We start from the raw sequence: 23268 nt of genomic DNA, 5'->3' as shown, positions 1-23268 counted from the left end.
AGAATTTCCGCGCCCGTTGCCGGGATGCCTTGAAAGCGCAGCCGCACGCGATTAAGACACGCGGAGCATAAGAGCAAAAACCGGCTTAGCCCTTGGGCGCGAGAGGATATGATGGATTTCGAAGCAGCACGCGTGAAGATGGTCGAGAACCAGATCCGCACGACGGATGTCACCTCCCATTCCGTGTTGAATGCGTTTCTGACGGTGCCGCGCGAGAATTTCGTGCCGGAGAAGTCGAAGCTCCTGGCCTATATCGATACCGATATCGAGGTCTGTCCGGCGGCTGCCGGCAAGCCGGGGCGTTTCCTGATGGAAGCTTCGCCGCTGGCAAAGCTGCTGCAGCTCGGCGCGATCGGCAAGCAGGACAAGGTTCTGGATGTCGGCGCCGGCACCGGTTACGTTTCGGCATTGCTGTCGATCCTCGCCGGTAAGGTCACCGCGCTCGAATCCGACGAGGCGCTGGCGTCGCAGGCCAAGGCCAATCTCGCAGCCCTCGGCAATGACAACGTCACCGTCGTCACCGGCGAGCTGGAAAAGGGCAATGCCGCCGGCGGTCCTTACGATGTCATCTTCGTCGATGGCTCCGTCGAGGAAGTGCCGCCGGCGCTTCTCGACCAGCTCGGCGAAGGCGGCCGGTTGATCGTCGTGCTCGGTTATGGTCATGCCGCCCGTGCCACCGTCTTCATCCGCGAGCGTGGCGCCTTGTCCGAAAACGTCTTCTTCAATGCATCGGTCAAGCCGCTGCCGGGCTTCGCCAAGGCCAAGGAATTCGTATTCTGATCTGCCTCGGCGATCACCGGATAGTCACCAGACGGGCGCTTCGGGCGCCCGTTTTTTATTGTGCCGGCACCCGGCAAAAGCGATGATTGCCAGGTGATTCGCGACTGCCGTAACAAAACTGTGCATCACCGGGTTTAGGACTGCGGCAGTGATTTTTTTCCCCAGGGTAGTATTCTAGGGTGGCGCTGATTCGGGCGCTCCTTTTACGGGATTCCGGTCGTTGCATCTGGGAAAACGGGGATGAATATGGCTCAGCCAAGCGTAGTGCGTGAACCGTCCATGGAAGAGATATTGGCGTCCATTCGCCGTATCATCGAAAGCAACGAACCCGGCGCCGCCAAGTCTATTTCGCCCTCTTTGCCGCCCGTTTACACCACTGCCGACGATGAGCGGGAGGATGATATCCGCCTGACGGTCGATGAGGAGTTCGCCGCCGCGGAAATGGCCGCCGCATCCTCCGTTGCCGACCCGGAGCCGCGTTTCGTCGCCGCCAATTCGCAGGCGCCGTCGCGTGAGCCGGAAGCGCCGGCCCGTACCTTGTCGCTGGCCGACGTTGCGGCCCGCGTTCGTGCTGCTTCCGAGCGCAATGCCGCGCAGTTGAACCCGGCGCGCGAGGCACCGCGCGAGCTGCCGCCATCCATGGCCGCGCGTCTGGCCGAAGCTTTGGTCGAGCCCGTTGCCGCCTCAGTTCCATTGCGCGGCGCGGTCACCGATGCGCCCGTCTCCGCCGTGCCGGCGTCCGCGGCCGCCCTTCTGGCCGAGGCTGCCGCCCATGCGGCCAAGATCGACGGGCAATCGCAACCGGCCGTGGACCGCGTCGAGACTGCGACCGTCGCGGCCGCGCCGGTTTCCAATCCGCAACCGCAGCCCGCGGTATCCGCCGATCGTTTCCTGCCTCAGGTACAGGCCGAACTCCCGCCGTCGCTGATCTCGGAAGCGACCGGAGTGCAAGTGGCGCGCTCCTTCGATGAGCTTGCGGCCGCGATCGACGGCGGTCCGCGCCGTTCGCTGGATGAGATCGCACAGGAGATGCTGCGGCCGATGCTGCAGGAGTGGCTCGACGACAATCTGCCGACGCTGGTCGAGCGTCTCGTGCGCGAAGAAATCGAACGAGTGGCGCGCGGCCCGCGCCGCTGACGGCCTGAGCTTCGGGTAGACCTCCGCCGCTCCGGCTTCCGGGGCGGCTTTTTTATTGACTTGCCCGCGGCCATCCTATTTACAACCCGCATAACCGAACCCTAGAGATCCGGTCCCAAAATGCTCGACAAAACCTATGATTCCGCCGCCGTCGAACCGAAAATCGCCCAGAAATGGGATGAGGTCGACGCTTTTCGCGCCGGTGCGAACGCCAAGCCCGGCGCCGAAACCTTCACCATCGTCATCCCGCCGCCGAACGTGACCGGTTCGCTGCACATGGGGCATGCGCTGAACAATACGCTGCAGGACATCATGGTGCGTTTCGAGCGCATGCGCGGCAAGGACGTACTTTGGCAGCCGGGCATGGACCATGCCGGCATCGCCACGCAGATGGTGGTCGAGCGCCAGCTCGCCGAACGGCAGCAGCCCAACCGTCACGCCATGGGACGCGAAGCCTTCGTCGAGAAGGTCTGGGAATGGAAGGCGGAATCGGGCGGCCTGATCTTCAACCAGCTGAAGCGCCTGGGTGCGTCGTGCGACTGGTCGCGCGAACGCTTCACCATGGACGAAGGCCTGTCGAAGGCCGTTCTCGAGGTTTTCGTCACGCTCTACAAGGAAGGCTTGATCTATAAGGACAAGCGCCTGGTCAATTGGGACCCCAAGCTCCTGACCGCAATTTCCGACATGGAAGTCGAGCAGCAGGAGATGAAGGGCAATCTCTGGCACCTGCGCTATCCGCTCGAGCCGGGCGTCACCTATCAGTATCCGATCGCCTTCGACGAGGACGGCAAGCCGACCGAGTTCGAGACGCGCGACTATATCGTCGTCGCGACGACACGTCCGGAGACGATGCTGGGCGATACCGGCATTGCCGTCAATCCGGAAGACGAGCGCTACCAGCCGATCGTCGGCAAGCATGTCATCCTGCCGATCGTCGGCCGCAGGATTCCGATCGTCGCCGACTCCTATGCCGACCCGACAGCCGGCACCGGCGCGGTGAAGATCACGCCCGCCCATGATTTCAACGACTTCGAGGTCGGCAAGCGGGCAGGGCTGCGCGCCATCAACGTTATGAACGTCGATGCCACCATCACCATCAAGGAGAACGAGGACTTCCTCGAAGGCCTCGACAATCCGGCGGCGCTGCACGGCGCCTGGGACGAGCTGGAAGGCAAGGACCGCTTCGAGGCGCGCAAGATCATCGTCCGCATCTTCGAAGAGGCAGGCCTGCTCGACAAGATCGAGCCGCATACGCATGTCGTGCCGCACGGAGACCGTGGCGGTGTGCCGATCGAGCCGCGGCTGACCGAACAGTGGTTCGTCGACAACAAGACCCTGGGACAGCCCGCGCTGGAATCCGTCCGCGAGGGAAAAACCAAGTTCGTGCCCCGGAACTGGGAAAACACCTATTTCAACTGGCTGGAAAACATCGAGCCCTGGTGCATTTCCCGCCAGCTCTGGTGGGGACATCAGATCCCGGCATGGTACGGTCCCGATGGGCAGGTCTTCGTCGAGAAGAGCGAAGAGGAAGCGCTGCAGGCGGCGATCCAGCATTATCTGTCGCATGAGGGGCCGATGAAGGCCTATGTCGAGGACCTCTTGGAAAACTTCAAGCCGGGCGAGATCCTGACGCGCGACGAAGACGTGCTTGATACCTGGTTCTCGTCCGCCCTCTGGCCGTTCTCGACGCTCGGCTGGCCGGACAAGACGCCGGAGCTTGCCCGTTACTATCCGACCAACGTTCTCGTCACCGGTTTCGACATCATCCCGTTCTGGGTCGTCCGCATGATGCAGATGGGTCTGCATTTCATGAAGGACGAGAACGGCGATCCCGTCGAACCCTTCCATACGATCTATATTCACGCCCTGGTCCGCGACAAGAACGGGCAGAAGATGTCGAAGTCCAAGGGCAACGTCATCGATCCGCTCGAGCTCATCGATCAATATGGCGCTGACGCCCTGCGTTTCACGCTGGCGATCATGGCGGCGCAGGGCCGCGACGTGAAGCTCGACCCGTCCCGCATCGCCGGCTACCGCAATTTCGGCACCAAGCTTTGGAATGCCACGCGCTTTGCCGAGATGAACGGCGCCAAGAGCGATCCGCATTTCGTGCCGGAAGCAGCCGAGCTGACCATCAATCGCTGGATTCTGACCGAGCTTGCCCGGACGGAGCGTGACGTCACGGAGGCGATCGAAGCCTATCGCTTCAACGACGCCGCGGGAGCGCTCTACCGCTTCATCTGGAACCAGTTCTGCGACTGGTATCTCGAGCTCCTGAAGCCGGTCTTCAGCGGCGACGACGAGAACGCCAAGGCGGAAGCGCAGTCCTGCGCGGCCTATGTGCTTGAGGAGACCTATAAGCTGCTGCATCCCTTCATGCCCTTCATGACCGAAGAGCTGTGGGCGCATACGGCGGGCGAGGGCAAGGAACGCGATGGCCTGATCTGCCACGCCGACTGGCCGGCGCCGTCCTATGCCGACGATGTCGCTGCCGATGAGATCAACTGGCTGATCGATCTGGTCTCCGGCCTGCGTTCCGTGCGTTCGGAAATGAACGTGCCGCCGGCCGCCACCGCGCCGCTGGTGATCGTCGGCGCCAACAGCCTGACCCGCGAGCGCCTGTTCCGCCACGACGCGGCGATCAAGCGGCTTGCCCGCGTCGAGGAGATTTTGCTCTCCGACGTGGCGCCGAGGGGTGCGGCACAGATCGTCGTCGGCGAGGCGACCATCTGCCTGCCGCTCGGCAGCCTCATCGACCTCTCGGTCGAAAAGGCGCGTCTGGAGAAGAGCATCGCCAAGAACGAACAGGAGATGGCCCGCATCACCGGCAAGCTTTCGAACGAGAAGTTCGTCGCCAACGCCAATCCGGACGTGGTCGCCGCCGAACGCGAGCGCCTGGATGAGCTGCAAGGTCAGCTCGCCAGCCTCAAGGTCGCGCTCGCGAGGGTCAGCGAAGCCGGCTGATAATCGGTCTTTATTCATTCAAGCGGAAGGGCATGCGGACAGGCGCCGCATGCCCTTTTTGTTTGCGCCGTCGATTCGATGGCGGCATCGAAGATGGCCATCCTGCCAATCGCCAGCTTCGCGCAGGTAAAAGCAATTATCCTATTAAATTGAAGGTTCTCTCGAAAAGCGAAACTGTTGTCAGATTGTAACAGAATTGTTTCAGGGAGGTATAATAATCTATCTGAGGCATTTAATGTTTTTCAAAAAGCAAAAATTATCTAATTTCCGCCACAATGAGACAGGTCGCTCATTTTCTTACGTAAATCAGTCACCATCCTCCAGGCTTGCCGGGCACGAAGGGTGCATTGCCAAGTCGAAGGATCGTCGCAACAATCGCATGGATGGATGCACAAGTGGGGGAGACACAATGGCATTTCGTATTGCGTTGAAGAGCACGTTCGCGCTCGTTATCACCTCGTCCTTTGCAAGCGCCGCCTTTGCGGGCGGGCTTGATCGCGGCGGTTACGATATCGACCTGCTTTTCGACAAGGGCCGCTACGCTTTCGAGTCCGGCGTGACGTATGTCATGCCCGGCCGCAAGTTCAAGAACGCCAAGGATACCAATCCGGCTGACGGCAATCTCAACGGACGCTCGAGTTCCACGGATGTGACCGAGAACTATGCGATCCCGTATATCGGCTTCAAGATCGGCATCACCGACGACATCGACTGCTTGGCGGATTATTCCGAACCTTTTGGTGGCCACAGCAATCCCGGTCTGAATTGGGCTGGCGCCAACAACGAGATCGAGACCAAGCTGCGCACGCATAATTATGCGGCGACCTGCTCGTACAAATTCGATGCCGGTCCGGGTCAGCTACGCTTGATCGGCGGCGGCTTCTACCAGGAGGTCAGCGGCTACAAGTCCCGTCTGGTCTCGGCCATTCCGGCTCCGCTTTCCGCCGTCTATGACGGTGTCGGCTCGCTCGACGTCGACGGTCATGGTTGGGGCTGGCGCGCCGGTCTTGCCTATGAGATCGACGAATACGCGTTCCGCACCAGCCTGCTCTACAACAGCCGCGTCAAATACGACAACCTCAAGGGCACGGTCGATCTGACGGAACTGCCGCCGATCCGCGCGTTCTTCGGCAAGACCACCTCCGTCTTCGGCTCGGCGGATGCGCCGGACTCGCTGGAATGGAAGATCCAAACCGGCATTGCTCCGGACTGGCTGGCCTTCGGCTCGGTCAAGTGGACCAACTGGAGCGTTCTGCAGAGCATCGCGCTTTGCCCGACCTCCACGCGCGGCATATCCTGCCGTCCGGGTGGCGCCACCCAGCTTACCTCGCTCGATCTGCTCTATCAGGACGGCTGGACGATCTCCGGCGGTATCGGTCACAAGTTCAATGACAAGTGGAGCGGCGCGCTCAGCCTGACGTGGGATCGCGGCACCAGCCATGGCTATGGCATGAATTCCGATACCTGGACGCTGGGCGCTGGCGTCAACTACAAGGCGACGGAGCATGTCGAGTTTACCTTCGCCGGTGCGCTTGGCCTGCTGACCAGCGGCAAGTCCGGCCAGATGACTTCCAACGGCATCGTCTACGGCAGTGACGCTACCTACAGCTACGGCAACGACCTGGTTGCCGCCCTGTCGACCTCGATGAAGGTGAGGTTCTGAGCCTAACCCATTGAATTGAAGCAAGTTTGGAAGAATTTCCTCTATAGCTTCAATCGATTCCCGCGCCGCGAGCCCTTTTTGGTCTCGCGGCGTTTTTATACTGTGTCTTGCGAAGATCATTTGCGGTCGCGCCGCGCAAAACCATCCCGGATAGCGGTTCTATGGTTAATAGAAGCTCAAGATCGGCAATCTCTTTGTGACGATTCAGCAACACTTCATTTCAACAGATTACAGCCGCGTGTTCGATGCCCAATTTGTCCATTTCCCGCCACAAATGAGGAGCAGCGATTATACAGGCAAAGGGGTGAGCCTTTTAGAAAGTGCGTAAACGGTTGATGGGTCAGTTTCCACTTAGTCAGAACGAGCAGTCCGGGACCGGAACGGTGACGTTTCCGATGCAGCCGGAAAGCCGTTATTTCCAGCGGGAATCCCGAAATCATCCGGTCGCGAGCACCCCTTTCAGAGCGGTGACGCGGGGCGTTGTTTCGGCAGCGCCGAGCGTTCGCAGCAACAAGAATGCTCGTTTGGACACAATTTCCCACTATGTTCGGAAATGTGGCGAACAGCATTGGACTGTTGCCGCGCGAACCTTCTCAACGGAAGGTCAGGCTGGTCCGTGCGTCGGTAGGGAATACATTCGCGGACCTTACGGTACAGGCGGAAACGCCGTGGCGGATGCGAATGGAGCGAGAGAAATCGACTGTTATGTTTAAGTCCGAGTTCATATCAGCGAGAGTAATGCTGCTCAGCCTGTCGCTTGCCACCCTTGTGGTGCTTACGGGTCAGTGCCGGGCATTCGATATCAATGCCGGCGTCACCAAGGAATCCGGTCCTTTCGATCTCTTCAAGTTCGGCTTCCGGGCCTATAAGAACGGCCAGAAGGAAGAGGCGGTCGAGGCCTATCGCTATGCCGCCGAAAAGGGCCATACGGGTTCGCGCTGGGCATTGGCCAACATGTATGCCGACGGCGATGGCGTCACGCAGGACGATTTCGAGGCCTTCAAGATCTATAGTGAGATCGCCCAGCAGGGTGTGGAGCCTGGCTCGGAAGATACCGGCTTCTTCATCAATGCGCTGCTTGCGCTCGCCAATTATTACAAGACCGGCATTCAGAACAGCCCGGTCAAGATCGATCTCAGCCAGGCTCGCCAGCTCTATTTCCAGGTCGCCTCCACCTTCGGCGTTCCCGAGGCACAGTTCCAGCTCGCGCAGATGATGCTGACGGGTGAGGGCGGCTCCGCGAATGTGCAGCAGGCCAAGAAGTGGCTGAACCAGGCCCGCAAGAGCGGCCATCCCGGCGCCATGGCGGTCTTCGGCAATATCCTGTTCCAGGAAGGTCAGTCCGTGCGTGGCCTGGCCTTCATGACGGCGGCGCTCGACAAGTGCAAGCCGAAGGACTGTGGCTGGATGGAAGATCTGCAGGAGCAGGCCTTCTCGGTCGCCACCGAGAACGACCGTCGCGTCGCCGTATCCATGTCGCATCAATTGGATGTCGCCGGTTCCGAGTGACCGGCGTCAGCCTGGCGCAGCAGCCGCTTTCATGGCACGGCTGCGTTTCCGTCCGTATGTCAGGCGGCGTTCCTGTCCGCAAAATCGAGATGTGCAATGACCGGAACGTGGTCCGAGGGCTTTTCCCAGGCGCGGACATGTTTTTCGATGGCCGTGGAGGTCAGGCGGTCGGTGGCTTCGGGCGAGAGCATCAGGTGGTCGATGCGGATGCCGTTGTTTTTCGGCCAGGCACCGGCCTGATAGTCCCAGAATGAATAGAGTTTGGTCGCATCGGTGGTGGCGCGCACGGCGTCGGTGAAGCCGAGATTTTCGAGCTGGCGAAAAGCCTGGCGGGTCTGCGGCAGGAACAGCGCGTCGTTTTCCCAGACCTTCGGATCGAAGCAGTCATGCGGCTCCGGGATGACATTGTAGTCGCCGGCGAGGACGATCGGCTCTTCCAGCGCAAGCCTGTCGGCTGCGAATCGCCGCAGACGCTCCATCCACGCGAGCTTGTAGGGGTATTTTTCGGTATCGATGGGATTGCCGTTCGGCAGATAGAGGCAGCAGATGCGCAGCACGCCATGTCCCGGCACGGAGAAGACCGCCTCGATGAAGCGGGCCTGTTCATCCGCATCGTCACCCGGCAGCCCGCGATTAACCTCATCCGGCTTCGTCTTGGAGAGGATGGCGACGCCATTGAAGCCCTTCTGGCCGTGCGTTTCGACATGATAGCCGAGCGCTTCGATCTCCAGCCGCGGAAAGCCTTCGTCGACCGTCTTGATCTCCTGCAGGCAGGCGATATCCGGATCGGAATCCTTCAGCCACTGGCACAGATTCTCGATGCGCGCCTTGACGCCGTTGATGTTCCAGGTGGCGATCTTCATGAAGGGTCGGCTCCTCTGCTTCGCCTTCTTTCTATCCGCAGCCGCCGGCCTTGACCACCATGCAAATGAAAACCGACCGGGAGCGGGCGCTTCCGGCCGGTGATCAAACTGTGGAAAAACAGGAGCGTCAGATCGAAAAACTGGTGCCGCAGCCGCAACTTGCGACCGCATTCGGATTCTTGATCTGAAAAGACTGGCCAAGCAGGTTGTCGACGAAATCGATCTCGGAACCGGCCATGTAGACCAGCGACAATTGATCGATCAGCACCTTGGCATCGCCTTTTTCGACAATGATGTCATCGTCTTGCGGGCCTTCGGCAAGATCGAATTTGTAGGAAAATCCGGAACATCCGCCGCCTTCGACGGCGACGCGCAGCGCGTGCTTGCCGGCCTCGGCGCCGACGATCGCGGCGATTCGCTTTGCCGCTGCGTCCGATAGGGTTACACTTGTCTCAGTCATGCTTTCCTCCTGCCGGGGTCAAGATCCGGAGAGAACCAATGGGCCGTCCGACTTTCAAACGGCTGATATCCATAGCCTTTATCATGAAAGTGCGGCTGGTGACAGCGATGGTTTGACGGTTGAGCCGCGCGCCATTTTGCTGTTTGTCTTTGCTATAGGTATGAAGGGCGCGAAGCGGCGTCAATGGGCCGGCTCTTGTATTCGGATGGCAGCATCCAAATGTGGGGAAGGCGGCTCAGGAAATGGAACGATCCTTGCGTGTCCAGTCGGATACGCGGCGCTTCAACGCCGGAATGGATGGATGATGACGATCGACAGGCATGCATTGGGTTTTGGTTATGGAGAGAAGGCGGTCTATGCGACCGATCCCTGGAGGTCGCGTGGGCGGCTCTATGAAGAAGGATCGAGCCCGACACGCTCCGATTTCCAGCGCGACCGCGACCGCATCGTGCATACGACGGCTTTCCGGCGCCTGAAGCACAAGACCCAGGTGTTCATCGCCCAGGACGGCGATCATTACCGCACGCGCCTGACGCATACGATCGAGGTGGCGCAGGTGGCGCGCGCGCTCGCACGGGCGCTCAGGCTCGACGAGGATCTCGCCGAAGGCGTCGCGCTGGTCCACGATTTCGGTCACACGCCCTTTGGCCACACCGGCGAGGATGCCCTGCACGAAATGCTGGTGCCCTATGGCGGGTTCGACCACAATGCCCAATCCTTGCGCATCGTGACGAAGCTCGAGCGGCGCTATGCCGAATTCGACGGCCTCAATCTCACCTGGGAAACGTTGGAAGGGCTGGTCAAGCACAATGGCCCGTTGCTGACGCCCGATGGTAAAGAGACGCGCGGTCCCGTGCCACAGCCGATCCTCGACTATTGCCAGATCCACGATCTGGAAATCGCGACCTATGCTAGCCTTGAGGCGCAGGTCGCGGCCATTGCCGACGATATCGCCTACAACACCCACGACATCGACGATGGTCTGCGTTCGGGCTACCTGACCTTCGAGATGCTGGAAGAGGTGCCGTTCCTGTCGAAGCTGATGGCCGAGGTGCGGGAGCGCTACCCGCATCTGGAGCCGAGCCGCTTTACCCATGAGATCATGCGCCGGCAGATTACCCGCATGGTCGAGGACGTGATTGCCGTCTCGCAGCAGGCCTTGAGCGAGATCAAGCCCGGCAGCGTCGGCGATATCCGCGCCGCCGGCCGCGTCATTGCCGCCTTCTCTCCCGAGATGGCCGAGACGGACAAGCAGATCAAGCAGATGCTCTTCAAGCGCATCTACCGTCATCCCGACATCATGCGCATCCGCGCCGGCGCCGCGCAGATCGTCACGGACCTGTTCCGGGCCTATATGGACAATCCCAAGGAGATGCAGAGCCACTATTGGGTCGATCACATCGCCGGGCTTGCCGTTGCCGCCAAGGCTCGCCATGTCGGCGATTATCTGGCCGGCATGACCGACACCTATGCGATCAGTGCCCACAGGCGTCTGTTTGACCAGACTCCCGATTTGCGGTAGGCAGCGGCGGCGTCGGGCCGAAGCGGCCCGCCCAAGCGACATGTGGACGATATGATGAACCTTTTCACCGACTTCGAAGCAAGAATTAAGAACGCCCTTGAGCAAATTGATATTGTGAGAGAAAAGCGATCCGAACTCGACTTCGGACGTATCGGCGTGGAGCCGCCGCGCGACGCCAGCCATGGCGATGTCGCGACCAATGCGGCCATGGTCCTGTCAAAGCCGCTGGGTACGAATCCGCGCGCTCTGGCCGAAATCATCATCGGCAAGCTGAAGGAAGATGCCGACGTCGCCGAGGTCTCGGTGGCCGGTCCGGGCTTCATCAACATCCGCCTTTCAGTCGGCTACTGGCAGCGCCTGCTGGCGACGATGATCGCCGAAGGCGAGAAATTCGGCCGCTCGACGCTCGGCGAGGGCCAGAAGGTCAATGTCGAATATGTCTCCGCCAATCCGACGGGACCGATGCATGTCGGCCATTGCCGTGGCGCCGTCGTCGGCGACGCGCTGGCGAATCTGCTCGGTTTTGCCGGCTACGAGGTCACCAAGGAATATTACATCAACGACGCCGGCTCACAGATCGACGTGCTGGCGCGCTCGGTCTTCATCCGGTACCGCGAGGCGCTTGGCGAGCAGGTCGGTGACATCCCGGCCGGTCTCTATCCCGGCGATTATCTGGTTCCGGTCGGCGAAGCCCTGGTCAAGGAATTCGGCAGCAAGCTTCGCGGCATGACGGAAGAGCAGTGGCTGCCGATCGTCAAGGAGCGCGCCATCGACGCGATGATGGCGATGATCCGCGAGGACCTCGAGGCGCTGAACGTCCATCACGACGTGTTCTTCTCGGAGCGGACCCTGCACGCCAACGGCGCCGCGCTGATCCGTACCGCCATCAACGACCTGACCTTCAAGGGTTATGTCTACAAGGGCGCGCTACCGCCGCCGAAGGGGCAGTTGCCGGAGGACTGGGAAGACCGCGAGCAGACGCTCTTCCGTTCGACGGAAGTGGGCGACGATATCGACCGGCCGCTGATCAAGTCGGACGGTTCCTACACCTATTTCGCCGCCGACGTCGCTTACTTCAAGAACAAGTTCGACCGCGGCTTCAACGAGATGATCTATATTCTCGGCGCCGACCATGGCGGCTACGTCAAGCGGCTGGAAGCCGTCGCGCGTGGCGTGTCGGAAGGCAAGGCGAAATTGACAGTGCTGCTCTGCCAGCTCGTCAAGCTGTTCCGCAACGGCGAGCCGGTGAAGATGTCGAAGCGCTCGGGCGATTTCGTCACGCTGCGCGAAGTGGTGGACGAGGTGGGCCGCGATTCCGTCCGCTTCATGATGCTCTACCGGAAGAATTCCGAGCCGCTCGATTTCGATTTCGCCAAGGTGACGGAACAGTCCAAGGACAATCCGGTCTTCTACGTGCAATATGCGCATGCCCGCTGTATGTCGGTCTTCCGCCAGGCCAAGGAAGCGTTCCCGGATCTCGATATCGCCTCGCTCGATCTGGCCAAGGCCGTCGTCGGCACGATCTCCGATCCGGCCGAATTGCAGCTCGTCGCCAAGATTGCCGAATTCCCGCGAATCGTCGAAGCTGCGGCGCAGGCTCAGGAGCCGCATCGCATCGCATTTTATCTTTACGATTTGGCAAGTTCGTTCCACGGACACTGGAACAAAGGTAAAGATTTACCTGAATTACGATTTGTTAACGATAAGAACCGAGAATTAAGCATTGCCAGACTTGGGCTGGTGCACGCTGTCGCGTCGGTTTTGAAGTCGGGTCTTGGTATAACCGGGACCGCAGCGCCGGACGAAATGCGATAACGTCACCATTTACCCACATTGCGCTGGCATTTAACTGTAGCGTTTGCGAGTGGATTGGGTGATGGCAGAAAAACAGTTGGCGTATCGCGCAAGCGGAAACGACGGGTTCTTTGCGGATGATGATCCGCTTGCCGAACTCGCCCGCATCGTCGGTTTCGAGCCGCGGCCAGCCGCCCAGGCGGCGCCTGCGTCTCAGCGGCAAGATCCCGCCTTTGACCTCGAAGACGAACTCCTCAGGGAGTTCGAGCGCTATGATGCGCCTCGTTTGAGTCCTGCTGATGACATCCCGGTCGTGCCGGAAGAGCAGCCGCTTGCTGCCGAAGCAGCTGAACCTGCCCGTCCGGCCGCGCCGGCGAGCATCGAGCCCCAATTCGTTGAGCCGCAGCAGCCTGCTGTTCCGATCAAGCCCACCATCGGTGCGCGTGATCTCATCGACGAGTTGGAAATGTCGATCGCTCCGGCCTTGCAGCCCGCATCGGTTCCGGTAGCGCCGCAGCCCGTCGCCGTTCTTCAGCCGGTAGCTCCGCAGCCTGTCAAGCCGACGCCGCAGTCTGCTGCCGCCACCGTGCGGTTGCCGATCGCCAATTTTACCCTGGCGTCTCAATCTGACACGCGTGAGCAGCCGAAGCCTGCCGCCGCCGCTTCTGTCGCGCCTCCAATCGCTTCGGTGCGCGCCATCGATACTTCGATCGATTTCGATTTGCCGGCGGCGCGGGAAGTCCCGCGGGCGCACCCCGTTGCGTCGCAGCCAGTCGCCACGGCATCGGAACCGGCCAAGCCGGCCAGCTTCGATGCGGCAGCTCTTGCCGCCGAGATTGACGATCTACTGGCCGATGTTGACCGCTATCCCGTTCCCGCGCGGAGCAACGCGTCCGAGGAGCCGGTCGAGCCCGCCTTCGAGGGTTTCGCCTCGCAGCCGGTACCGACGCCTGCCACTCCCGTGGTTGCCGCTGCGCCCGTGGTTGCGGCGCGCGAAGAGGTGAAGCCGATCACCCTGCAGGCTGACGATCCTTTCATTGGCGATGATTTCGAGTTCGATCTTGCCGATATCGAGATGGAACTTGCTCAACTCGATCTTGCCGAAGCCAAGGCGGCCGCTCCGGTCGCGCCGCCGGCTCCAGCAGTGGCCGCGCCGGTCATCTCCAGGGCAACGCCGATAATCCCGGCTCCCGTTGCCGCCGCGCCGGCCGCCATTGTGCCGCCGGTCGTGGAGACTCCCCGACCCGCTCCGGTTCAGCCGCCGGTCGCAGCCGCCGTGCCGCTGGCGCAGAAGGCAGTACCTGCGCTCGACATCGATCAGGCGTTGCCTTTCGATCCGTCGGAAATTGCCGATACGGAAGATCGTGTCGAGACCTTCGAAGGCTCGCATGTTCCGAACTTGCCGCCGGTCGAGCCGGAAGCGCCGATCGCGGTTCCGCCGGAATATGATTTCGATATCGATGCGGAGATGGCGAGCCTGTTCGGCACGCCCGCCAAGGAAACGGCATCCGATCCGGTGAAGCCGGCCGTTGCCGCGGCACTTGGCGGAGCCGCGACGGCAGCCTCCTGGTCCAAGAACACGGCAGCGCAACCCGCCCCGGTGGTCGCCAAGCAGCCCGTCGAGGAGTTCGACGAGTTCGAGCGCGCGCTGGAGGAAGATTTCCGCCGCAGCTATCGCGAAGCGGCTAATCCGGTCGAGAACGTCGCCCGCATGACGCTGAACCCGGCGGCTCACGCCTATCGCCGTCCGGCACGCTCCTTCCGTGGCATGGCGACCGCAGCGGCCGTCATCGCGGTTCTCGGCCTCGGCGCCTATGGCGTCTACGGCTGGGTTCGTCATGGCTCGCCCATCTCCAGTTTCTCCGGCGAGCCGCGGGTGATCACCGCCGACGCCGATCCGGTGAAGGTCGCTCCGGAAAATCCGGGCGGCACCGTTGTCCCGAACCAGGACAAGGCTGTTTACGATCGCGTCGCTGGTGACGGCAATGCGGCGCCCAAGCAGAAGGAACTGGTGTCCTCCAATGAGCAGCCGGTGGATGTCGTCCAGAAGACGCTGATCCCGGAAGCGGTGTCGCCGGATGACGGCAGCGCCGATCAGGTCTCGCCGACGCCGGTTGGAGAAACCGAGGATCCGCGTCTGTTGCCGAACGGCAATAACGCCGATGTGGCTTCCAATGACGATGGTCAGGTTCCGTCGGTCTCGCCGCGCAAGGTGCGCACCATGATCGTCAAGCCGGATGGTTCGCTGGTTGCACGCGACGAGCCCGTCGTCGACAATACCACGACGGCTGCTTCTCCCGCCTCGACGCCAAAGACCGCCGCGGTAAAGCCGGTCAGCAATACCCAGGTCGCAACCGCCGATGTTCGGCAGGATACGCAGCCGGCAGCCGCCGACGATGACGCGGCCAGCGCCGAAAGCACGCCGATCCGGGTCGTCAAGACGACGCCGCTTCCGACCTCGCGCCCGGCACAGCCGCCGGCCAAGAGCGCGGCGGCCGAGAACACCAGCGCCGCTGCCCGCCCTGCTGCTGCCCCGGCCCAGCCGAAACCGCAGCAGGTCGCATCCGCGAGCCCGGCGGCGGCTCAGGCCACGCCTGCGGCGTCGGTCAGCGCCAGCGGCGCTTACGGCGTGCAGATCGCTTCGCTGCCTTCCGAGGCCGAAGCACAGCGGTCGCAGACAAACCTGAAGGCCAAGTTCGCCAGCGTCATCGGCGGTCATCCGCTTGAAATCCGCAAGGCCGACATTGCCGGCAAGGGCACGTACTATCGCGTGCGCGTCGTCGCCGGCTCCAAGGACGAGGCTGCCGACCTCTGCCAGCGCTTCCGCGCTGCCGGCGGCACCTGCCTGATCTCGAAGTAAGCGGCAGGACCACACATCGTAAAAAATGGCGGGCAAATGCCCGCCATTTTCGTTTGAAACAGCTTCTTCTTGTGTATCTCGCCTTGACGTCCTTCGCATTTCTCGACGTGGCGGCTATGATTCGGGCATGACCGAATCAAAATCCATGATCCTCGGCTGTAGCGGCCATTCCATCACTCCCGAAGAGCGTTCCTTCTATCAGGCTGAGCAGCCTTGGGGCTTCATCCTTTTCGGGCGCAATATTTCCGAGGCGGCGCAGATCTCCGATCTCGTCGCGTCCCTGCGCGATAGCGTCGGCCGCGATGCGCCTGTCTTTATCGATCAGGAAGGGGGTAGGGTGCAGCGCATCCGTCCGCCGCTTCTGCCGCACTATCCTTCCGGCCAGGCCCTGGGGGACATCTATCGCCAGGATCGGCAGAAGGGACTTCGCGCCGCCTGGCTGATGTCGCGCCTCCACGCCTTCGATCTGTTGAAATTCGGCATCAATGTCGATTGCCTGCCCGTGCTCGACGTACCGGTGGAGGGATCGAGCAACGTCATCGGCAATCGCGCCTATGGCGGCGATCCCGTGACGGTGGCGGAGATGGGCCGTGCGGCGGCCGAGGGTCTCAAGGCCGGCGGCGTTCTTCCGGTCATGAAGCATGTGCCCGGCCACGGCCGTGGCTTTGCCGACTCGCATCACGAGTTGCCGGTCGTCACCGTTTCGCGCGCCGAGCTGGAAGCCCATGATTTCCCGCCCTTCGTCGCGCTGAAAGATGAATTGATGGCGATGACTTGCCATGTCGTCTTTACCGATATCGATCCCGCCAATCCGGCAACGACGTCGCGCAAGGTGATCGATGAGATCATCCGCGGCTATATCGGCTTCAAGGGTCTGCTGCTTTCCGACGACACGTCGATGAACGCGCTCGCCGGTACGATCGGCGAGCGGGCGGCGAATATTGTTGCGGGCGGATGCGATATCGTGCTGCATTGCAATGGTGTCATGGACGAGATGCAGCAGGTGGTGCGCAATGTTCCGGTCCTGGCCGGCGCGGCCCTTGCGAGGGCAAAGGCGGTCGAGGCGGCTTTCGGTTATAATGACGGTGCCGACGAAGCAGCGATTCGCGCCGAATTCGACGCCATGTTCGCTGTGGCATAGGCCGGTTCCGGGGATCTGACGGGTGAACAAGTTGAGCGGCATGGAAAAGAGCCAGCAGGCGGCAGCACCGATGGACAAGCTGTGGCAGGACGGTGATGCCGAGCGCGGCATGCACGAACCGGCGCTTGTCGTCGACATCGCCGGCTTCGAAGGCCCGCTCGACCTCCTGCTGCATCTTGCCCGCAACCAAAAGGTTGACCTCTCGCGGATTTCCGTGCTGGCGCTGGCCGAGCAATATCTGCAATTCATCGAGAGCGCCCGCCGTATCCGCATCGAACTGGCGGCCGATTATCTGGTCATGGCGGCCTGGCTGGCCTATCTCAAGTCGAAGCTGCTCATTCCGCAGCAGAGCAAGGAAGACGGCCCGACCGGCGAGGAGATGGCTGCGACGCTCGCCTTCCGCCTGAAACGCCTCGAAGCCATGCGCGACGCGGCGAGCGATCTCGTCAACCGTAATCGCCTCGGCCGCGACGTGTTCGCGCGCGGCGCGCCGGAGCATATTCCCGACCGGCGCCAATCCGCCTATGATGCCAGCCTCTACGAGCTTCTGACCGCCTATGCCAGCCTGCGCCAGCGTCAGGCCGTCACGCAGGTGACGATCGAGCGCCGGCGCGTCTGGTCGCTGGTCGATGCCCGCACGATTCTCAATCGGATGATCGGCGAAATCACCGACTGGACGGCATTGGAGCATTATCTGCTCGACTATATGACCAATGCGAGCGAGCGCGTCACCGCGATCGCCAGCGCCTTTGCCGCCTCGCTGGAACTCGTGCGCGAGGGGAAGCTGGAAATGCGCCAGGAGGGTGCCTTCCAGCCGCTCTACATGCGGCGCGGGCCGAAGCATGCCGAGCTTGAGGCTGCGGAATAGGAGCGAGCGTGACCGTTTCCGATAACGAACAGTCCTTGGACGACGAGGCAGCCGAACCGACGGTACCAGTCGTCGACGAACGCGCGCTTCGCGAGGCCGAACGTATCGCGGAGGCGCTGGTCTTCGCCTCCGCGCAGCCCGTATCCGAGGGGTTCATTGCCGAGCGCGTCTCGCGCGGCGTGGATGTCCACGCCATCATGCAGCGGCTGAAGGCGGATTATGCCATGCGAGGCGTCAACCTCATCCAGGTCGATGGCGCCTGGGCCTTCCGCACCGCCGCCGATCTCTCCTTCGTCATCCGGCGGGACGACAATGAGGCCCGGAAATTGTCGCGGGCGGCACTCGAGGTGCTGGCGATCATCGCCTATCATCAGCCGGTGACGCGTGCCGAGATCGAAGATATCCGAGGCGTGCAGACTTCCAAGGGTACGCTCGACGTACTGATGGAAGCCGGCTGGGTTCGTTTTCGTGGGCGCAGGCGCACGCCTGGCCGGCCGGTGACGCTGGGTACGACCCGCGATTTCCTCGATCATTTCGGCCTTGAAGAGCTGCGCGATCTGCCCGGCCTCGAGGAGCTGAAAGGGGCGGGGCTGCTGTCCGGCCGCATCCCGGCCAATTTCAACGTGCCGTCGCCGCTGATGAGTGATGAATTGACCGAAGACGAAGATCCGATCACGCAATTGGATCTGGAGGAACTGGGCCTCCTGGCGCCGAGCGGCGGTTCGGACGAATAGGCCTTGTCCCGGTCTATGGGGTATTTGGAATCGATCCAGCCCCGGCCGGGCTTTTTTCACAATCGCGCGCCGCGTCTCGCTTTCGCCATTAGTGAATGCGAATATGGATGTCATTCTCCCGGGTTGGAGACGTTTGGCTCTGGTATCGGTGCGCACTATCCCCATAAGCGCCGATCCAGTGCATTTTGGTGTTTGAAAAACATTCGCAAACGTCTTACATCGAGATGACATTGAAATTGGGAGTTATCGCAATGGGTTCTCTAAGCATATGGCACTGGCTCATCGTCCTGGCCATCGCGCTGTTGTTGTTCGGTCGTGGGAAGATCCCGGAGCTCATGGGTGACGTCGCCAAGGGCATCAAGAGCTTCAAAAAGGGCATGAACGACGACGAAGACACGACGGCGCAGACGACAACGTCCCGCACGGTCGAGCATAAGGCCGACGAAACGAAGTAATCATGTCGGGCACGCCGCGGGCTGAAAGGCCTGCTGTCGGCCCAGGAGCCTTTTCATGTTCGACGTAGGCTGGTCCGAGCTGGTGGTTATCGCCGTTGTGGCGCTTGTGGTCATTGGCCCTAAGGAGCTGCCCGCAACCTTACGGACGATCGGCAAAATGACAGCGCGCGCCCGCAAGGTCGCGGGCGAGTTTCGTGCGCAGTTCGATGAGGCCATGCGCGAGGCGGATCTGGACGATGTGCGTCAGACGATCTCAGACGCGCAAAAACTCAATCCGGTCAATTCGTTGCGCGAGGCCATGAACCCGCTGCGGCAGATGGGCAACGACATCAAGGCGGACCTTCAGCGTTCGACGACGATCGACAAGCCCGTAGCCGCCACGCCGTTGCCATCCGAACCGATGACCGAGCCTAGCCTCGGTCTGCCGGAAACGCCGCCGACCGTTCCCGCCGCGACTGTGGCTCCAACGGTGGCCGCGGCGGCACCCGCTGTCGCATCTGCGGAAGCTGTTACCAAGCCGAAGCCGGCTCGCAAGCCTCGGGCGAAGGCGCCGGCCAAGGTCGACGAAGTGGCGGCCGTAGTCGTTACACCGGTCGTCACGGAAAAGCCGAAGCGGGCACCGCGCGCCAAGGTCGCCGCAGCCGGCGCCGATGTACCAGCAGCGGCTGCGAAGAAGCGCACGGCCAGCAAAACAACGCCTAAGAAGAAGGACGAGGCATGACGGGTGATATCGACGATAAGCCCCAGCCGCTTATCGAGCACCTCATGGAATTGCGCACGCGGCTCATATGGTCGCTGGCCGCCTTTTTCATTGCCTTCATCGGATGCTTCGCGGTCGCCAAGCATCTCTTCAACTACCTGGTCTATCCCTATAAATGGGCCGTGGTCTGGGCTGGTCTCGATCTCGCCAAGGCCGAATTGATCTATACCGCGCCGCAGGAGTTCTTCTTCACGCAGGTGAAGGTCGCCATGTTCGGCGCGCTGGTGATCGCGTTCCCGATCATCGCTGCGCAGATCTACAAGTTTGTGGCGCCGGGCCTTTACAAGAATGAGCGGGCGGCTTTCCTGCCGTTCCTGATCGCATCGCCCGTGCTGTTCCTGATGGGGGCGGCGCTCGTTTATTTCTTCTTCACCCCCATGGTGATGTGGTTCTTCCTGAAGATGCAGCAGGCGCCCGGTGAGGGCCAGGTGGCGATCGCGCTGATGCCGAAGGTCTCGGAATATCTGAGCCTGATCATGACGCTCGTCTTCTCCTTCGGTCTCGTCTTCCAGCTGCCGGTGGTCACTACGCTGCTGGCACGTGTCGGCCTCTTGACCTCGACATGGCTGGCGGAGAAGCGCAAGTTTGCCATCGTCTTCGCCTTCATCGTTGCTGCCGTGCTGACGCCGCCGGACCCGATGTCACAGATCGGCCTTGCACTGCCGACGATCCTTCTCTACGAGATTTCCATTTACGCGGCGCGACTCGTGGAGCGCCAGCGTGCCCGGCAAGCGCTCGAGGAGAATGGCGAGACCTCCGATGTCGCCAAGACGGATAATGTCTAAGCGGCAGGTCGGAAACGTCCTTCCATAGGGGGGTGCCAATTCGATCTCCGACCGAATTTTCGGTCGGAGTTATAGTCATGTCTAACGACGCGGAACGACGATGCTTGATATCAAATGGATTCGTGAGAATGCCGAGGCTCTGGATGCGGCGCTTGCCAAGCGCGGTGCCGAGCCCTTGTCGCAAAACCTCATCGCACTCGATGAGAAGCGCCGCTCCGTCATCCAGTCCGTTCAGGATCTGCAGTCCCGCCGCAACGCCGCCTCCAAGGAGATCGGCGCGGCCATGGCGCAGAAGAATACCGAGCTTGCCGAGAAGCTGAAGGCCGAAGTCGCCGAGATCAAGACCTCGCTGCCGGCGGCGGAGGAAGAAGAGCGCGTGCTGTCGGCCGAGCTCAACGACGCCCTGTCGCGCATTCCCAATATTCCGCTCGACGACGTGCCGGTCGGCAAGGACGAGCATGACAATGTCGTCAAGCATGCATGGGGCGCAAAGCCCACTTGGAATCATAAGGCGCTGGAGCATTTCGAGATCGGCGAGGCGCTCGGCTATATGGATTTCGAGCGCGCCGCCAAGCTTTCCGGCTCGCGCTTCACGGTTCTGACCTCGCAGCTTGCCCGCCTGGAGCGTGCGCTTGGCCAGTTCATGATCGACCTGCATACCGGCGAACATGGCTATACCGAAGTCAGTTCGCCGCTGATGGTGCGCGCCGAAACCATGTTCGGCACCGGCCAGCTGCCGAAATTTGCCGAGGACTCATTCAAAACCACGGATGGCCGCTGGCTGATCCCGACCGCCGAGGTGACGCTGACCAATCTCGTCGCCGGTGATATCCTCGATCAGGAAAAGCTGCCGCTGCGCTTCACCGCGCTGACGCCGTCTTTCCGCTCGGAAGCGGGCTCGGCCGGACGCGACACGCGCGGCATGCTGCGCCAGCATCAATTCTGGAAGTGTGAGCTCGTTTCCATCACCGATGCCGAAAGCTCGATCGCCGAGCACGAGCGCATGACGGCCTGCGCCGAGGAGGTGCTGAAGCGCCTCGGCCTGCATTACCGTGTCATGACGCTGTCGACCGGCGACATGGGCTTCGGTGCGCGCAAGACCTATGACCTCGAAGTCTGGCTGCCGGGGCAGGATACCTATCGCGAGATTTCCTCCTGCTCCGTCTGCGGCGATTTCCAGGCGCGGCGCATGAATGCGCGCTATCGCGGCAAGGACGACAAGGCGACGAAATTCGTCCATACGCTCAACGGTTCGGGCACGGCCGTCGGTCGCTGCCTGATCGCGGTTCTTGAGAATTATCTCAATGATGATGGTTCGGTGACTATTCCGGACGCACTGCTGCCATATATGGGTGGTCTGAAGAGGATCGAAAAAGCAGCATAATTGATCGGTGGGGCGATGCGGATACTTCTGACCAACGACGACGGCATTCATGCCGAAGGACTGGCAACGTTGGAGCGCATTGCCCGCACCATGTCCGACGATGTGTGGATCGTCGCGCCGGAAACGGATCAAAGCGGCTTGGCGCATTCGCTGAGCCTCTCGGAGCCGCTGCGTCTTCGCAAGATCTCCGACAAGCATTATGCGTTGCGCGGCACGCCGACCGATTGCGTCATCATGGGTATCCGCCAAGTCATGGACATCAAGCCCGATCTGGTGCTGTCGGGCGTCAATGCCGGTTCCAATGTCGCCGATGACGTCACCTATTCGGGGACGATCGCCGGTGCAATCGAGGGTACGCTGCAGGGCGTGCGTTCCTTTGCGCTGAGCCAGGCCTATGTGCGCGAGAACGGCACGCGTGTCGTGCCGTGGGATGTGGTGGAGGCGCACGCGCCGGCCCTGATCGCCAAGCTCATCGATGTCGACCTGCCCGAAGGCACGTTTCTCAACCTCAATTTTCCGAACTGCAAGCCGGAGGAAGTCTCCGGCACGGAAGTCACCGCGCAGGGCAATCTCGCCTTCAATCTGCAGGTCGATGAGCGCGCCGATGGCCGCGGCTTTCCTTACTACTGGCTGCGTTTCGGCGAGCGTAGCGGCATCTTTCGCCCCGGCACGGATATCCACGCGCTGAAACAAAATCGTATTTCGGTAACTCCTTTGAAACTCGATTTGACGGATTATTCGGCGCAAGACCGCGTGGCGCGGGCGCTCGGGTATGGAGTAGCGGATTGACACCTCGTTTGGTCGAGAAGGAAGGCTTTGCAGCCGTTGTGTTGCGGCTGCGCGCCGAAGGCATCTTGGATATCGACCTTCTCACGGCCGTCGAACAGACGCCGCGTCTGCCCTTCGTGCCGGCTCAGTTCGCCGACGATGCCTATTCCAGCCGTACGATCCCGATCGAGTGCGGCGCCTTCATGGAAGGCGTGGATCTGGTCGTTCGCCTTCTGCACGCCTTGAAGATCAAGCCCGGGCACCGCGTTCTCGAAATCGGAACCGGCAGCGGCTTCACGGCCGCCGTCATGGGCCGCATCGTCGAGCGGGTGCTGACGGTCGATCGCTACAAGACCCTGACCACGACGGCGCAGCAGCGCATGGATGCGCTCGGTCTGCGCAACGTCATCATCCGTCAGGCCGATGGCAGCGCCGGCTTGCCGGGCGAGGGCACGTTCGATCGCATCCTGGTGACATCGGCTTTCAGCGCCATGCCGCGCTTCTATGCCGAACAACTGGTATCCGGCGGATCGATGATCGCGCCGTTGATGCTGTCGGAGACGGAATGCCGCATGGTGCGACTCACCAAGACCGGCAGCCGCTTCGAGCGGGAGGAACTTTTCGAGGTTCCGTATCAGCCGATCGTGCCGCTGCTCGCTTCCTATCTTTGAGACCAAATTTGGATCGATAGCCGCCGCGTATCCCGGATGCGCGGCGGATTCGTTTTCTATGGTTAGCAATTCCTCAAAAAAACACATGCGACACCAGTGCTTTAACCGCATGGTAAGATTAACGCGCTTTAATCGACCCATAAACAGTTG

At 61.4% G+C, this 23268-nt stretch carries 19 protein-coding genes; 17 read left to right on the top strand and 2 right to left on the bottom strand.

Annotated elements, in window-relative coordinates:
* Positions 1-108: 108 nt before the first annotated feature.
* The 5 genes from FHX11_RS04920 (at position 109) to exoR (ending at position 8053) form a co-directional block, all read left to right on the top strand.
* Positions 109-780: a protein-L-isoaspartate O-methyltransferase gene (locus FHX11_RS04920; protein ID WP_184355576.1), complete on the top strand. Its 672-nt coding sequence runs from the start codon at positions 109-111 to the stop codon at positions 778-780.
* Between the two features lie 246 nt (positions 781-1026).
* Positions 1027-1917 carry a DUF2497 domain-containing protein gene (locus tag FHX11_RS04915; protein ID WP_184355574.1) on the top strand — a complete coding sequence of 297 codons (891 nt, stop codon included), beginning with the start codon at positions 1027-1029 and terminating at the stop codon, positions 1915-1917.
* 120 nt (positions 1918-2037) lie between these two features.
* Positions 2038-4881 carry a valine--tRNA ligase gene (locus FHX11_RS04910; RefSeq protein WP_184355572.1) on the top strand — a complete coding sequence of 948 codons (2844 nt, stop codon included), beginning with the start codon at positions 2038-2040 and terminating at the stop codon, positions 4879-4881.
* 409 nt (positions 4882-5290) lie between these two features.
* Entirely contained in the window at positions 5291-6544 is a 1254-nt protein-coding gene (locus tag FHX11_RS04905) for an OmpP1/FadL family transporter (protein ID WP_184355570.1), read from the top strand.
* A 705-nt stretch (positions 6545-7249) separates the two neighbouring features.
* Positions 7250-8053: an exopolysaccharide production regulator ExoR gene (gene exoR / locus FHX11_RS04900; protein WP_184355567.1), complete on the top strand. Its 804-nt coding sequence runs from the start codon at positions 7250-7252 to the stop codon at positions 8051-8053.
* Positions 8054-8112: 59 nt separating this feature from the next.
* On the opposite strand, the gene xth is transcribed toward exoR, so the two are convergent.
* Positions 8113-8916 carry an exodeoxyribonuclease III gene (gene xth / locus FHX11_RS04895; RefSeq protein ID WP_184355565.1) on the bottom strand — a complete coding sequence of 268 codons (804 nt, stop codon included), beginning with the start codon at positions 8914-8916 and terminating at the stop codon, positions 8113-8115.
* A 127-nt stretch (positions 8917-9043) separates the two neighbouring features.
* Positions 9044-9376, bottom strand: a complete 333-nt coding sequence (gene erpA, locus FHX11_RS04890; RefSeq protein WP_184355563.1) for an iron-sulfur cluster insertion protein ErpA — start codon at positions 9374-9376, stop codon at positions 9044-9046.
* Between the two features lie 304 nt (positions 9377-9680).
* On the opposite strand from erpA, the gene FHX11_RS04885 reads away from it, so the two are divergent.
* The 12 genes from FHX11_RS04885 (at position 9681) to FHX11_RS04830 (ending at position 23118) form a co-directional block, all read left to right on the top strand.
* Positions 9681-10898 carry a deoxyguanosinetriphosphate triphosphohydrolase gene (locus FHX11_RS04885; protein ID WP_184355831.1) on the top strand — a complete coding sequence of 406 codons (1218 nt, stop codon included), beginning with the start codon at positions 9681-9683 and terminating at the stop codon, positions 10896-10898.
* 54 nt (positions 10899-10952) lie between these two features.
* Complete coding sequence (gene argS, locus FHX11_RS04880; RefSeq protein WP_184355561.1) at positions 10953-12713, top strand: arginine--tRNA ligase; 1761 nt, start codon at positions 10953-10955, stop codon at positions 12711-12713.
* Between the two features lie 61 nt (positions 12714-12774).
* A complete protein-coding gene (locus FHX11_RS04875) occupies positions 12775-15552 on the top strand; it encodes an SPOR domain-containing protein (protein WP_184355559.1) in 2778 nt (925 codons plus the stop codon).
* Positions 15553-15679: 127 nt separating this feature from the next.
* Entirely contained in the window at positions 15680-16693 is a 1014-nt protein-coding gene (nagZ, locus tag FHX11_RS04870) for a beta-N-acetylhexosaminidase (protein ID WP_184355557.1), read from the top strand.
* Between the two features lie 22 nt (positions 16694-16715).
* Positions 16716-17561 (top strand): ScpA family protein, encoded by an 846-nt coding sequence (locus FHX11_RS04865; protein ID WP_184355555.1) that lies wholly within the window; start codon positions 16716-16718, stop codon positions 17559-17561.
* A 35-nt stretch (positions 17562-17596) separates the two neighbouring features.
* Positions 17597-18295: an SMC-Scp complex subunit ScpB gene (scpB, locus tag FHX11_RS04860; protein WP_184355829.1), complete on the top strand. Its 699-nt coding sequence runs from the start codon at positions 17597-17599 to the stop codon at positions 18293-18295.
* 251 nt (positions 18296-18546) lie between these two features.
* A complete protein-coding gene (locus FHX11_RS04855; RefSeq protein ID WP_184355553.1) occupies positions 18547-18750 on the top strand; it encodes a twin-arginine translocase TatA/TatE family subunit in 204 nt (67 codons plus the stop codon).
* 55 nt (positions 18751-18805) lie between these two features.
* Positions 18806-19471, top strand: a complete 666-nt coding sequence (gene tatB, locus FHX11_RS04850) for a Sec-independent protein translocase protein TatB (RefSeq protein WP_184355551.1) — start codon at positions 18806-18808, stop codon at positions 19469-19471.
* Positions 19468-20295: a twin-arginine translocase subunit TatC gene (gene tatC / locus FHX11_RS04845; protein WP_184355549.1), complete on the top strand. Its 828-nt coding sequence runs from the start codon at positions 19468-19470 to the stop codon at positions 20293-20295. Before tatB ends, tatC begins: the two co-directional genes overlap by 4 nt.
* Positions 20296-20395: 100 nt before the next feature.
* Positions 20396-21679 (top strand): serine--tRNA ligase, encoded by a 1284-nt coding sequence (gene serS / locus FHX11_RS04840; RefSeq protein WP_184355547.1) that lies wholly within the window; start codon positions 20396-20398, stop codon positions 21677-21679.
* A 15-nt stretch (positions 21680-21694) separates the two neighbouring features.
* Positions 21695-22468 (top strand): 5'/3'-nucleotidase SurE, encoded by a 774-nt coding sequence (gene surE, locus FHX11_RS04835; RefSeq protein ID WP_184355545.1) that lies wholly within the window; start codon positions 21695-21697, stop codon positions 22466-22468.
* A complete protein-coding gene (locus tag FHX11_RS04830) occupies positions 22465-23118 on the top strand; it encodes a protein-L-isoaspartate(D-aspartate) O-methyltransferase (RefSeq protein WP_184355543.1) in 654 nt (217 codons plus the stop codon). The genes surE and FHX11_RS04830 overlap by 4 nt, the downstream gene beginning before the upstream one ends.
* Positions 23119-23268 lie beyond the last annotated feature (150 nt).

It is taken from the genome of Rhizobium sp. BK602, from assembly GCF_014195095.1.
Classification (GTDB): domain Bacteria; phylum Pseudomonadota; class Alphaproteobacteria; order Rhizobiales; family Rhizobiaceae; genus Rhizobium.
The sequence above is the reverse complement of the archived record's forward strand: the minus strand, read 5'-3'. Positions and strand labels throughout refer to the sequence as shown.